Annotated in this window: 10 protein-coding genes, 1 tRNA gene and 1 pseudogene; 8 read left to right on the forward strand and 4 right to left on the reverse strand. The window is 51.4% G+C overall.

Going from position 1 to position 13414, the window contains the following annotated elements; all coding sequences use genetic code 11:
* The first annotated feature begins 35 nt into the window (after positions 1-35).
* Positions 36-2123 carry a DEAD/DEAH box helicase gene (locus GC090_RS17760; protein WP_324020585.1) on the forward strand — a complete coding sequence of 696 codons (2088 nt, stop codon included), beginning with the start codon at positions 36-38 and terminating at the stop codon, positions 2121-2123.
* Complete coding sequence (locus tag GC090_RS17765; RefSeq protein WP_324020586.1) at positions 2120-2821, forward strand: DUF2290 domain-containing protein; 702 nt, start codon at positions 2120-2122, stop codon at positions 2819-2821. The genes GC090_RS17760 and GC090_RS17765 overlap by 4 nt, the downstream gene beginning before the upstream one ends.
* Positions 2822-2861: 40 nt before the next feature.
* On the opposite strand, the pseudogene GC090_RS17770 reads toward GC090_RS17765, so the two are convergent.
* Both GC090_RS17770 and GC090_RS17775 read right to left on the reverse strand, forming a co-directional pair.
* A pseudogene (locus tag GC090_RS17770) lies at positions 2862-4131 on the reverse strand (tyrosine-type recombinase/integrase).
* 151 nt (positions 4132-4282) lie between these two features.
* Positions 4283-4367, reverse strand: a tRNA-Leu gene (locus GC090_RS17775).
* A gap of 231 nt (positions 4368-4598) precedes the next feature.
* On the opposite strand from GC090_RS17775, the gene GC090_RS17780 reads away from it, so the two are divergent.
* The 5 genes from GC090_RS17780 (at position 4599) to GC090_RS17800 (ending at position 9880) form a co-directional block, all read left to right on the forward strand.
* Entirely contained in the window at positions 4599-5090 is a 492-nt protein-coding gene (locus GC090_RS17780) for a YjjA family protein (protein ID WP_054634574.1), read from the forward strand.
* Positions 5091-5271: 181 nt separating this feature from the next.
* Positions 5272-5907 (forward strand): hypothetical protein, encoded by a 636-nt coding sequence (locus tag GC090_RS17785; protein ID WP_006121820.1) that lies wholly within the window; start codon positions 5272-5274, stop codon positions 5905-5907.
* Positions 5908-5919: 12 nt separating this feature from the next.
* Entirely contained in the window at positions 5920-6588 is a 669-nt protein-coding gene (locus GC090_RS17790; protein WP_324020587.1) for a MarC family NAAT transporter, read from the forward strand.
* A gap of 129 nt (positions 6589-6717) precedes the next feature.
* Complete coding sequence (locus tag GC090_RS17795; RefSeq protein WP_324020588.1) at positions 6718-8286, forward strand: ABC transporter substrate-binding protein; 1569 nt, start codon at positions 6718-6720, stop codon at positions 8284-8286.
* Between the two features lie 91 nt (positions 8287-8377).
* Positions 8378-9880 carry a helicase HerA-like C-terminal domain-containing protein gene (locus tag GC090_RS17800; protein ID WP_054688218.1) on the forward strand — a complete coding sequence of 501 codons (1503 nt, stop codon included), beginning with the start codon at positions 8378-8380 and terminating at the stop codon, positions 9878-9880.
* A gap of 32 nt (positions 9881-9912) precedes the next feature.
* Here the strand turns inward: GC090_RS17800 and GC090_RS17805 are convergent, their stop codons facing one another.
* Positions 9913-10407, reverse strand: coding sequence for a hypothetical protein (locus GC090_RS17805; protein WP_006121814.1), 495 nt, complete (start codon positions 10405-10407; stop codon positions 9913-9915).
* Between the two features lie 248 nt (positions 10408-10655).
* Here GC090_RS17805 and GC090_RS17810 point away from each other — a divergent pair, with 248 nt between their 5' ends.
* A complete protein-coding gene (locus tag GC090_RS17810) occupies positions 10656-11945 on the forward strand; it encodes a DUF445 domain-containing protein (RefSeq protein ID WP_324020589.1) in 1290 nt (429 codons plus the stop codon).
* 623 nt (positions 11946-12568) lie between these two features.
* On the opposite strand, the gene GC090_RS17815 is transcribed toward GC090_RS17810, so the two are convergent.
* The gene (locus GC090_RS17815) at positions 12569-13414 is read right to left on the reverse strand and encodes a BtpA/SgcQ family protein (protein ID WP_205953989.1); all 846 of its coding nucleotides are present in this window, start codon (positions 13412-13414) and stop codon (positions 12569-12571) included.

Raw genomic sequence — 13414 nt, forward strand, 5'->3', positions numbered from 1 at the left:
GTGTTTTTAACGTTATTGAGAACAAAGGAATCGCCGTGAACATCAATCCCAGCAACATTCAATATCAGAAAAATAAAATAATTTCAGATGCGATCAGGATCTTAGATGGCTCACCATTAAATTTAGAAGAAGCTGAAATATTCTTCGAATTTCCTTTGTACAAAGGTGACGACGATAATTTAGTTGTATCTCAGTTGTTGATGATAAGCCCTATTTATGGAGTGGTAATATTTTACATCTCAGAAGCAACATCTTATAGTATTAAAACGCTTAAAGATGACAATAAGTCATTGGATCGAGTTGCCAGCTATATAGTTTCAAGGTTAATTAAAAACGACAAATTAAGAAACGGTTATATGGGCTTTAATATCCCTATTAAAACTGTGCTATACGCCCCTTTATTGGCAGATGATGATATAAATGATTTTGAATCAAGTAATGAAGTTGTTTGTACAGAAGCATCCTTTATAGAGACTATTAATAGTAGTTATAAGAAATTTAGCCGACAGCTTTTCTTGGAATCTATATCCACGATTCAAGGTGCTAAAGGTTTATTACGACCTGAAGATAGAAACTTAGAAAACCTTTCTGACGATTCTAAAGCTGTAAAAATAAGCAAGGTCGAATCCAAGATACTTCTCTTCGACCGAGATCAACAGGATGGTTATATTCCTGCTCTCAACGGCCCGCAACGAATACGTGGACTTGCAGGCTCAGGAAAGACAGTAATTCTTGCAATGAAAACAGCACAAACTCTTTTGAGAGATGATAAAGCAACAATATTGTACACCTTCAGTACCAAAAGTCTCTATCAACATGTACAAAGACTAATTCAAAGGTTTTATAGAGAATTTCATGATGACTCAACGCATTTAGACCGAGTTACTGTTATGCATTCATGGGGAGGCAGATCCAATGCAGGTGTATACTATGAAGCATGCCAAGCTTTTAATCACCCCTTTCTAACATTTCCCGCAGCCCAATCGATGCGACCTCTTGGTATGGATGCTTTCGAATATGCATGTAAGGATTTACTTGACAAAGTTAATATAGAACCGCTTTACGACTATGTTTTTGTTGATGAGGCGCAAGATTATAATATATATTTTTTGAGACTATGTACGAAACTAGCAAGAAATAAACAAGTAATATTTGGTGCGGATGTTTTCCAAAATATATTCCAAAAAAGAACACCAACAGCAGCAGATATATTTGATGATGGAACGCAATTCTTAAGCGATAAGTTTCTTGAAGTATGTTATAGAACGCCACTTTCCATATTGGTATGCGCCCATGCAATAGGTCTGGGTGTGTATGGAAAGCAGGCTCAAAAAATTGAGACCGTAAGATACTGGAAGGATCTTGGTTATAATGTACTATCGCGTTCTGAAGGTGAGTTTGAGGAGTTAGAAGATGTAGATGTAGTCAGAACAGTGCAAAAATCTCCAACATTGTCTGATGAAGAAGCACGAGAGATTCTAACTTATAACTTTAATTCTAAGGATTTAACTGCTGAAGTAAATACGATATGCGCATCTATTATTAATGATATAAAAAGTGAAGGCCTATTACCCGAAGATATTCTGGTAATATGTGCCGATGATTATAACTGTAATAGTTACTTTAATAACTTAAGTAGCCTTCTAAACGATCATTCGATCCCAACAAATAATGTTCACGCGGATAAAATTAGCATTAGGGATTTCCGAGTTAAAGGCCGTGTCACTTTAAGTACAATACACAAAGCTAAGGGTAATGAGGCGTACTCTGTTTATGTTGTTGGCGCTGATTTTTTGAGTCATAACCTAAATATTAGAAATAGGAACCTGCTATTCACTGCGATGACAAGAACTAAAGGATGGCTGTATATATCTGGCATAGGTGAAGGTACAAAAGGATTGGAAGCAGAATTAAACAAAGCGCTTGATAACGTCCCTAACATAAGATTCAAATACCCATCAAAAGAAGAGGCAATGCAAATTGAGCATGACATAAAGCATGCCGAAAATATAGACTCAAAGGATCTCACAGAGCTTGAAAATATTATAGAGAGATTCGGTAGCTTTGATAATATGAAAGCATTTTTTGAGGAACAAAATGCTAGAAAAGGGAAAAAGAAATGAGTTTAACTAAGGATTATAGTTCTTTAAAGGCCGCTATTAATATACTTAATGCAGCAGAGTTATTAGCGCATCCAAACGAGAGTTTGGTTTATGATAGTGGATATGCTAAAAGAGTCAGAGGGCTGACTTATAAAGATTATTGGAATTTCCATATGGAAAATTTTTACTATCATTGCATGCTTAAAGACAACAGTTTATTTCTTTATGAAGAATCAAGTTATCGCTTTATAATGTCACCCATATCAGTTCCCACCGAGGAACAGTATATATATGGGGAGTTAGGCGATGTATGGGACTCTTTTACTGATGATGAAAAGTTAATCTATCGGAGTTCAACATCATTTACTTCTGAATATGAAAAATTTCTTGAAACAACATCAGATTACAAAAGCTCTACCCCAGTAAGATTAGACAAACATCCCCACCAGTATAACAAGCATGATCATCCAGCACATCATTTACACATCGGTTACGAAAATGAGTCTAGAATGCCAGTGAAAAGGGTTCTCAATGTATATGCATTTACTACTTTCATAATTTCCACATTCTATCCTAAAGGCTGGACGAAGCTTATTGATAATTCATTTTTCGATAAAGATAGTATAGGTAAAATAAAAATGGATTTAGAAACCATAAATAGAATATATGCCGACAAATGGTGCATGGATAACGAAGAGACCAGATTGTATTTAATCTAAACAACCCTTGAGTTAAAGTATTATAAGGCTATTTATAATATTAAATATTTATAGCTTTTAGTTTTGAGTGATCATAGAGGCTAATTTGGTTTTTTTCCATACTCATCCAAATAATCAGCCCACCATTGGATCATTAATCTGCGTTCATCTAAATACTCTGAAGTATGGATATATACAGCGCGAACATTGTTACGTTCTGAGTGACTTAACTGGCGTTTTATTGAGTCATCACTCCATAAACCTGACTCTTCCAAAGCACCACGTGCCATCGTCCTGAAACCATGACCACAAACTTCAGTTCTCGTGTCATAACCCATCGCACGTAAAGCATTATTAACAGTATTTTCGCTCATAACTTTTTTGGGATCGTGATTGCTTGGAAAGAGCCTCTCATTGTCACCGCTTAATTGCTTTAGCTTTTCCAATAAGACTAAAACCTGCCGGCTTAGTGGTACTAGATGCTCCTCTTTCATCTTCGTGCCTCGGTGGGAATAACGAACCCCTTCTATTTCTTTTCGCTGTGCTGGTATCCGCCACAAGGCTCTTTCAAAATCAAACTCATCCCACCGGGCAAAGCGCAGCTCACTCGAACGAACAAAAGTTAATAATGAAAGCTCTACAGCAATGCGCGTCATAATTCGTCCACGATATGCGGCAAGGCGCGCAAGAAACTCAGGAAAGCGGCTGAAGGGCAAATCAGGATAATGTCGGGCCTTGACCGTAGAAAGTGCTCTGGCCATGTCAACAGCAGGGTTAGATTCAATGTAATGGTTCTGCACGGCATAGCGCATTACAGATGTAACACGCTGCTGAAGACGCTGAGCTACATCATGCCTGCCACTGGCATCAACGGTCTTAATAGGTGCTAAAAGCTGGCTGGTTTTCAGTTTACGAACATCTGCCAAACCGATATGAGGGGAAATATATAGCTCAAGATAGCGAATGACCCGTAAACGATGGTCATCACTCCAGCGCTTGTTACTCGCATGCCATTCGCGGGCGATCGTTTCAAAAGTATAAGCTCCGGCGTTCTCAGCCTAAGCTTCTTTCTGTTCAGCCTTGGAGGTCAATACCCTGCCCTAGCATCTTTCTAGCTTCGTCACACTTAGCACGTGCCTCAGCAAGCGTCACTGTCGGCCAGACGCCAAAGGCAAGCCGGTCTTCTTTTTTTTCGGCTGGCCGTCGGTACTTCATAAGCCAGTACTTTGATCCTTTGGTCGTGACCTCAAGGTACAAACCGCCACCATCAGCCATTTTATAGGTTTTTCTTTAGGTTTAGCAGTATCGACCTGACGGGCATTCAGCTTCATTTTGGGGGCACATTTCTTATCGAAGTGGGGATGCCCCCAGCGGGGTCTGGATTGCAACGGATGTGCTCGGACGATACCGGATAACAAAATCAGTATTAACTTTGATTTTAAAGGTTTTTTGGATTTCCTAGGACGAGAATGTACAGGATAATGGTGCCGAAGGCCGGACTCGAACCGGCACATCTTTCGATGGTTGATTTTGAATCAACTGCGTCTACCGATTTCGCCACTTCGGCACTGAAGAGGATGCGGAAAACGTTGGCGATTATACCGTTACGTGCCCGGCGCGCAACTCTATTCCGCTGTGTTGTGCGCTAAGCGGCGAAAAAACACACGGAACCGGATAAACCCGCACTTTACCACCGCCAGAATCCTCCCAAACCGCCTTCCCCTCGCCATTTCGTCGGAACTTTCTCATCCGCACCGCCTCTTAGCAACACGAAGCACTAAACCCAATCGAGGTCGAAATGAAAAAGCGCCATATCGCCTGCGCCCTGGCAGCCCTGCTGCTGGCGGGCAATGCGTCAGCCGCAAGCTGGCAGGATCAACTGAGCAGTGCCGCCAACCAGCTCAGCCAGCAAAACAACGGTGCAGCAGGTCAGCAGAACGGCGGGCTGTCGATGTCCTCCATTACCAGCCTGCTGAACAGCAACGACAAAGCCATGAGCGCCAACAGCATGACCAATGCCGCCGGCGTGATGCAGTACTGCGTGGAGCACAACGTGGTGAAAAACAACGTGCAGTCGGTAAAAGACCAGGTGCTGAGCAAACTGGGCCTGAACACCACGGCGGCACAGGCGCAGAAACCGGATTACACCCAGGGCGTAGCCGGGCTGCTGAACACCGGCAATGGCCAGCAGCTGAACCTGCAAAGCCTCAGCAACTCGCCGATGGGCGAGAAGCTCAAAACCAAAGCCTGTGACGTGGTGCTGAAGCAGGGTAAAAACTTTATCTCCTGACCGTCGCCTGCCAGCCCCGCGCTGGCAGGTTTATCGCCCTTCCCTTCCGCCTGTTTACCGCCTGTCAGCACCCCGCCCGCTGTCTGTATCATCTTGTATCGCAACACGTTAAGTCATAAGTTTTCCTTCCTAATGCGTTGAGCGTTATAGTGATGTTTTGGATTTGAACAGGACGGCACGCATGAAAGGTATCAACATCGCAATTTACTTTGATCCAGACCTGATCACAGCCTGCGTAAATGCGTCAGAAGGGAGCTATGTAAACAAAAAGTTCGAGTACGACGATGGGGTGATCGAAGAGATCTACCAGTGGCTCGAAGAGTACGATCCCAACCGCACGCATATCTGCCTGATTGAAAACGAAAGCGCTGAGCTGCTGGCCGACGAACTGGTGGATAACGGTTATCACGTCCATCAGGTCACTATCCACCAGCTGCTGACCTGGTTCGCCGCCGAACCACCCAAGTCCCCGGATGGCACGCCGATGCGCCTGATGCTGCGCTACATGGCAGAAGAGCATCCGCGCGAATATGAATCCCGCACGCCGCAAACCGAAGCGTTAATGGAGATGTTCGACGAGCTGGATGCGCTGGAGATGGTGGAAGACAACGAAGACGAAGACAACCTGCCCGCCGACCTGCTGCGCAGCATGAAGAAGCATAAAATCAGCGCCAGCGATGCGGCACAGCGCCTGATCCCGGACGTGAACGAACGCATCCGCGAGCACCTGATGCAGTACCCGGAGCTGATGACGCCGGAAATTCTGCAAGACTTCTTCCCGGAGCTGCTGGAAGCGCTGGAACGGCCTAAACACTAAGCGGAATAAGGCATGCTGGAGTTAATCAAAGCTGTCGGGTTGGGACTGGTAGTAATCCTGCCGCTCGCCAACCCGCTCACCACCGTGGCGCTGTTTTTGGGCCTGGCCGGTGAGATGAATTTTCGGGAGCGCAACCGTCAGGCCCTGCAGGCGAGCATCTATGTTTTCGCCATCATGATGGTGGCCTGGTATGCGGGCAGCGCGGTGCTGCATACGTTCGGCATCTCCATTCCGGGGCTGCGCATCGCGGGCGGACTGATTGTGGCATTTATTGGTTTTCGGATGCTGTTTCCGGCGAAGCCGGTGGGCCATTCGATTGAAGCCAAACACAAGCACGATGAGCTGGAAACCGCGCAGGAGCCGGTGAACATCGCCTTTGTGCCGCTGGCGATGCCCAGCACCGCCGGGCCGGGGACGATCGCGATGATCATCTCCTCGGCCTCTACCGTGCGCAGCGGGGTGGATTTTCCGGCCTGGGTCATTAACGTCGCGCCGGTGTTGACGTTCCTGGTGGTGAGCGTGATTTTATGGATTTCCCTGCGCAGTTCAGGGGCGATTATGCGCCTGGTGGGCAAAGGCGGCATCGAGGCGATCTCGCGTCTGATGGGCTTTCTGCTGGTGTGCATGGGCGTGCAGTTCATTATCAACGGCGTGCTGGAAGTGATTCACAACTTCCACTGACGATCTGAGCCGCCCTTAACGGGCGGCTTATCAGCTAAGACGAAACTGGCATAGCTCAGAACAAACCGGCATTTTGACCTGCTCTGCCGCGGGTTACAGTAGGGTTATCAATCATTAAGGATAACCGCCATGCGCAAACCGCTGCTCCTGCTTACCGCCCTTGCTCTCTCCTCTGCCGCCCACGCGGCAACGCCGAAAGATACGTTCGTGGTCGCCGTGCCGCTGGACGGCATTATCAGTTTTGACCCGGCGGAAAGCTTTGAAACCGTCAGCAACAGCAGCCTGCGCAACATCTACCAGACGTTACTGGAGCCGGACCATCAGGATCCGCAGAAGCTGTCCCCGCTGGCGGCGCTGCGCTGGCAGCCGGGTAAAACCCCACACAGTCTGGTGTTCGACCTGAATCCGCAGGCGCGTTTTGCCAGCGGCAATCCGTTAACGGCGCAGGATGTGGTGTTCTCCTTTACCCGCGCGGTGAAGCTGAACAAAGCGCCCTCATTTATCCTGAGTGAATTTGGCTGGACACCGGAGAACATCGACCAGCAGTTCACCGTGATCAACGATCATCAACTGGAACTGCGCTGGCCGGCACAAATCGGGCAGGATCTGGCCTTGCGCCTGTTGACCGCGCCGGTCTCCTCCATTGTCGACAGCAAGCTGGCGCAGTCGCATGCCGTCAGTAATGACTACGGCAACAGCTGGCTGAAAACGCACTCAGCGGGCAGTGCGGCCTATGCGATCAAACAGTTCGTGCCCCTGCAGGCGCTGGTGCTGGAAGCCAATCCCAACAGCACGCAGAAAGCGCACCTGAAACGGGTGCTGCTGAAAGGCGTAGCCGATCCGGGCACCCGTCGTCTGTTGATCCAGCAGGGCGATGTGGATGCGGCCTACCAGTTGGGGCCGGATCAGCTGGCCTCGCTGAAAAGCGATCCCAATGTGCACATCGCGGCCTTTCCTTCCAGCCTGATCTACTACCTGGGCTTTAATACCAAAAGCACGCAGCAGCCTGCGCTGGGTAATCCGGCCTTATGGCAGGCGGCGCGCTGGCTGGTGGACTACGACAGCCTGGCGAATCAACTGCTGAAGGGGCAATATCGCGTGCACCAGAGCTTCCTGCCGCAGGGCTTTGACGGCGCGCTGGAGACCAAACCGTTCCACTACGATGTCGAGAAGGCCAAAGCGATCTTAGCCAAAGGCGGCATTAAGCCTGGCGCGCATATCGCGCTGACGGTGGTGAATCAGCCGCCGTATATCGATATTGCCCAGGCGCTGCAGTCGAGCTTTGCCAAGGCGGACGTGAATCTGGATATCCAGCCGGTGGCGGAATCCGAGCTGTGGAGCAAGATGCGCAGCCGTCAGTTCGAATCCATCTTTACCTACTGGGGCGCGGACTATATCGACCCGAACACTAACGCCAGTACCTTCGCCTATAACGTGCCAAACGGCAGCAAAACGCTGGCCTGGCGCGTGGGCTGGGATATTCCGGAGCTGAGCGCCCTGACCCGTAAAGCCGCCGGAGAAAGCGATGCCGCGAAGCGCCGGGCCGATTACGTCTCGCTGCAACAGCAGCTTCAGCAGAACTCGCCTTACGTGGTGATGCTGCAGGGCGAGGTGCAGGTCGCGCTGCGTAAGAACGTGACGCATGCGCAGCAGGGCATTGGCGTGACGCTGCTGAATTTTGAAGAGGTGCAAAAGTAAATTTCCGGGCGGCAGCACGCAAACTTTACTGACGGCTGCCGCCCCGCTGGCTATGCTTGACGCATGACTGACTATTTGTGAGTACTGCGCTATGACCGATCCCCTGCTTATCGCCCAAACCCCTGACGTTCAACTGCATTTGCTGCCGCAGATGGCAAACCGCCACGGCCTGATCACCGGTGCGACCGGCACGGGAAAAACTGTGACGCTGCAAAAGCTGGCGGAATCCTTTTCGTCGATTGGCGTGCCGGTATTTATGGCGGATGTGAAAGGCGATCTAACCGGTGTGGCGATGGCAGGCCAGAGCAGTGAAAAGCTACAGGCGCGGCTGGCCAGCATCGGCGTGACCGACTGGCAACCGCAGCGCAATCCGGTGGTGCTGTGGGACATTTTTGCGGAGAAAGGCCATCCGGTGCGCGCAACCGTGTCGGATCTGGGCCCGCTGATGCTGGCGCGGCTGCTGAACCTGAACGAGGTGCAGAGCGGCGTGCTGCAGATCATCTTCCGCATCGCCGACGATCAGGGCCTGCTGCTGCTGGATTTTAAAGACCTGCGCGCCATGACGCAGTACATCGGCGATAACGCGAAAAGCTTTCAGACGCAGTACGGCAATATCAACAGCGCCTCGGTGGGTGCGATCCAGCGCGGGCTGCTGGCGCTGGAAGAACAAGGCGCGGAGCACTTCTTTGGCGAGCCGATGCTGGAAATTAGCGACTGGATGCGCGTCGACAGCGACGGCAAGGGCATCATTAACATCCTGTCGGCCGAGAAGCTGTATCAGATGCCAAAGCTATATGCGACCAGCCTGCTGTGGATGCTGTCAGAGCTGTATGAATACCTGCCGGAAGCGGGCGATCTGGACAAACCGAAGCTGGTGTTCTTCTTTGACGAGGCGCACCTGCTGTTTAACGATGCGCCGCCGGTGCTGCTGGAGAAGATCGAGCAGGTGATCCGCCTGATCCGATCCAAAGGCGTAGGGATCTGGTTCGTGACGCAGAATCCGGCGGACATTCCGGATACGGTGCTGGGCCAGTTAGGCAACCGGGTGCAGCATGCGCTGCGCGCTTTTACGCCGCGCGATCAGAAAGCGGTGAAAACCGCCGCCGAAACCCTGCGCGCCAATCCGGCCTTTACGACCGCAGAGGCGATCCAGGCGCTGGGCACCGGCGAAGCGCTGATCTCCTTTCTGGATGCCAAAGGCAGCCCGTCGGTGGTGGAACGGGCGATGGTGATCGCTCCCGGCTCGCGCATGGGGCCGGTGAATACGGACGAGCGCAACGGGCTAATCAACCATTCTCCGCTGTCGGGCAAATACGACACGGAAATCGATCGGGAATCGGCTTACGAACGTCTGCAACAGGGCGTGCAGGCCGCCAGTGACAAGGCCAATGCGCCCGAAGCCAAAGGCAATGCCATAGCGGTCGACGACGGTATTCTGGGGGGATTAAAAGAGATCCTGTTTGGCAGCACCGGTCCGCGTGGCGGCAAGCGGGATGGCGTGGTGCAAACCATGGCAAAAAGCGCGGGACGACAGATTACTAACCAGATTATTCGCGGCGTGCTGGGCAGCCTGTTTGGCGGTCGCCGTCGCTAAAGGTCGGTGGCAGCCTGGCTGCCACCTTAACGCTACTTGTGTTTCCAGCTGGTAGACACCGGGTTGGTGACGGTGTTCTTTTCCTGCGTGTAGGTGCCGTTCTGCTGGGCAATCGCCTCGCCGGTATCGACAATCGCGTTCTGGATAAACACGTTCTGCTTATCGCCGCGCACAAAGGTCAGCTGATGGAAGGCGGTCTTGTTGCCCCAGTCGGTGGACGGCAGCGAGATAAAGCGCACCGTGAAGGTCTCATCATCGAACTTGCCCTGCATCACGTACACGCCGTAATGGTTTTCCCCCTGCGAGATGATTTTATAGGTGCCGTTGTCGTAGTAATAAATTTCGGCATCGGGGAAGGGTTTTTTGTCGTACATTTTACGGTAATGCAGAACCTGCTTAATGGTGGGCTTTCCGAAGCTGACGGTCAGATTTTTTCCATCGGCAGAGGTGGTCAGCCCTTCTGCGTGCGCGCCGATGCCACTCATTAACATCAACAGACTTGCGGTTGCCGTTGCGATTGCTTTCACGTGAATTCTCCTGGTCTGGTTCCATGGATAGGGTGCGTCAACGTACGGAGACTGCTCCCGAAATGTACACTGCTGTAACTGTTTATAAGAGTGGTAATTTTTAATGTTATTAGTTTTTAGGAACAGTCTGATGAGCACATCGCCCGACATGTTAAGACAGGCCGGTTTAGTGCCAGACTTAACTGCGCTTTTCGGCCTGGATCGGGCAACGTTGACTTACTCAGCAGGCAAGCTGCTAAGATCAGGATATGGATAAACAACGCGAATTAAAACGGACCAAACGCCTGGCGCTCTCGCTGCTGCTGCTGGCCGCCATCACTTTTGTTGTCACGCTGTTTCTGCCGCCCAACTTCTACGTCAGCGGTATCAAAGCCATTGCCGAAGCCGCGATGGTCGGGGCGCTGGCCGACTGGTTTGCGGTGGTGGCGCTGTTTCGCCGCGTGCCGGTGCCGTTTATTGCCCGTCATACGGCCATCATTCCGCGCAATAAAGATCGCATCGGTGAGAATCTGGGCCGCTTTGTGCAGGAAAAATTTCTGGATACCGATTCGCTGCTGAATCTGATCCGCCGCCACGATCCGTCGCACATGCTGGCGACATGGCTGAGCGCGCCCGGTAATGCCGATCGGGTCGGTCGCCATCTTTTGCAGGTGATGCGCGGCTTTCTCGATCTGACGGATGACGCACGCATCCAGCACTTTATGCGCCAGGCGGTGCACAAGGCGATCGGCAAGGTGGATCTCAGCCAGACCGGCGCGCTGATGCTGGAAAGCCTGACCAAAAATAACCGCCATCAGGAGCTGCTGGATGCCGCGATCGATCAGCTGCTGCGGCTGCTGGATAAACCCAGTACCCGGGAATTTATCGCTAACCAGCTGGTGCGCTGGCTGAAGCGCGAGCATCCCATCAAGGCCAAAATGTTACCGACTGAGTGGCTGGGCGAGCACAGCGCAGAACTGGTGGCGAATGCGGTGGATTCGCTGCTGGATGATGTGGCGCTGGATCAGGGCCATGAACTGCGGCTGGGCTTTAACCGCGCGGTAGATCGCCTGATTGAGAAGCTGAAAAACGATCCGGAAATGGCGGAACGCGCCGAGGTAATTAAAGGCTGGCTGAAAGACGATCCTACGCTGAACCGCTATATCGGCGAGCTGTGGGGCGATCTGCGCGACTGGCTGAAAGCGGATCTCAACAGCGAGGCGTCAAAAGTGCAGGACAAGGTTCGTCAGGCGTCGCTGTGGCTGGGCGAAACCCTCGCCGCCGATGAAGGGCTGCGCAGCTCGATGAATCAGCATCTGGAAGACGCTGCCCGTAGCGTTGCGCCGGAGTTCGCGGCGTTCCTGACGCGCCATATCAGCGACACGGTGAAAAGCTGGGATGCGCGCGATATGTCGCAGCAGATCGAGCTGAACATCGGTAAGGACCTGCAGTTTATCCGCATCAACGGCACGCTGGTGGGCGGCACCATCGGGCTGGTGCTGTATCTGCTATCGCAGATTCCGGCGCTGCTGCCGGTGGTGAAAGGCTGGCTGGCCTGATTTAACACTGCCCTGTTCTGCTTAATTCAACGACATGATTAAAGGGAGGTAAACATCACCTCCCTTAGGTGCGGCCTGAACGTGATTTACCTGAAGGACTTCACGATAATTTCAAGCAGTTGCAGTAGTGCAACCATGAGCTTCAGAAATACGCGAGCGATTTCTATCCATCTCATACGCTGGCTCCTGTGGTCAGGAGCACTTACAGCCTGCGTACCTTTCCGCTGCCTGTAACAGGCTGATTAGGTTGATAATGCATGATGTGCCCCTGGAGGTTAAGGCACTGACGGCACCACCCGTTGCAGCCAGGACTTGTCGGTCATGAAACGCATCTTTCACAGCACGGTGCGGCCTCAGAGCACATCAACATCAACCTGGAAAAGCATAACAAAAACACTGTATAAATAAACAGAAAAATACAATGATTGCGAGCGAAGCCTCAAACCAATCCAGTCAGAGCGTACAATAAAGCATCACCTGCTTGCACCATGCCGGATTAATTCGTATAGTTCAAAACGTTGATAATGCATGATGTGCACCGCACGCAATCGTGCTGACGTAAACAAAAAACCTCGCCTCACCCGCGGGGTTTTTTGTTGTCTGCGCCAGAGAATAAACGGCGGTTATGCCTGATCCAGCGCCGCCTGCGCCACGGCCATAAACTGTTTTACCCTGTCCCGGTCCACGTCGTTCCACCAGACGCCGTCCACCTTGAGCGCGCTGGCCACAATCACGCCCTGGGTGCGCCCCAGAATCTGGCAGACATTGGCGGGCGTGACGCCCGAACCCACCAGCAGCGGTAAGGCGGTGGCGGCGCGGATCTCGTCGATTTCGTCCAGCGTGGCGCTGTCGCCGGTACGCTGTCCGGTGGCGATAACCGCATCGGCTTCAAAGAAATCAACGTCGCGGGTTAGTTCCTGAATGGAGCGATCGGCGACTATCGCATGGCTGCCGTGTTTAACGTGGCTGTCGGCAAACACCCGAATATGTTCGGCACGTAGCTGGCTGCGGTAGCGCAGCGCTTTGGCGGCGGCCCCTTCAATAAAGCCTTCGTTGGCAATATACGCATTCGCCCACTGGTTGACGCGGATAAAATCCGCCCCGCCCGCCAGCGCGGTGGCAAAGGCAGGCAGCGCGGCATTCGCCAGCACGTTAATACCCAGCGGTACGCCAAAACGTTCGCGCACTTTTTCCGTAATTACCGCCATTAATGCCGGCGTTTCCGGGCCGATATCCTCGGGTTTTGAAAAGGGAATATCGCCATGATTTTCCACGATCAGGCCGTGAACACCGCCGAGAATATAGTTTTCGGCATCGCGTAAGGCGCGCTCAATGATCGCGCTGACGGATTTGCCGCGATATTTTGGCGAGCCCGGAAACGGGTCACAGTGAATCACGCCAATAACGGCTTTGGGGCGGGAAAATATCGCTTGTATTGCGTCATTTTTTTCTGCTGATATAGCAACCAT

Source organism: Pantoea sp. JZ29 (genome assembly GCF_035190385.1).
Taxonomy (GTDB): Bacteria; Pseudomonadota; Gammaproteobacteria; order Enterobacterales; family Enterobacteriaceae; genus Pantoea; species Pantoea stewartii.

Coding starts and splice junctions, on each gene's coding strand:
- GC090_RS17765 (WP_324020586.1), top strand. CDS start 2,120: ATGAGTTTAACTAAGGATTATAGTTCTTTAAAGGCCGCTATTAATATA.
- GC090_RS17780 (WP_054634574.1), top strand. CDS start 4,599: ATGAAAAAGCGCCATATCGCCTGCGCCCTGGCAGCCCTGCTGCTGGCG.
- GC090_RS17785 (WP_006121820.1), top strand. CDS start 5,272: ATGAAAGGTATCAACATCGCAATTTACTTTGATCCAGACCTGATCACA.
- GC090_RS17790 (WP_324020587.1), top strand. CDS start 5,920: ATGCTGGAGTTAATCAAAGCTGTCGGGTTGGGACTGGTAGTAATCCTG.
- GC090_RS17795 (WP_324020588.1), top strand. CDS start 6,718: ATGCGCAAACCGCTGCTCCTGCTTACCGCCCTTGCTCTCTCCTCTGCC.
- GC090_RS17800 (WP_054688218.1), top strand. CDS start 8,378: ATGACCGATCCCCTGCTTATCGCCCAAACCCCTGACGTTCAACTGCAT.
- GC090_RS17810 (WP_324020589.1), top strand. CDS start 10,656: ATGGATAAACAACGCGAATTAAAACGGACCAAACGCCTGGCGCTCTCG.
- GC090_RS17815 (WP_205953989.1), bottom strand. CDS start 13,414: ATGGTTGCTATATCAGCAGAAAAAAATGACGCAATACAAGCGATATTT.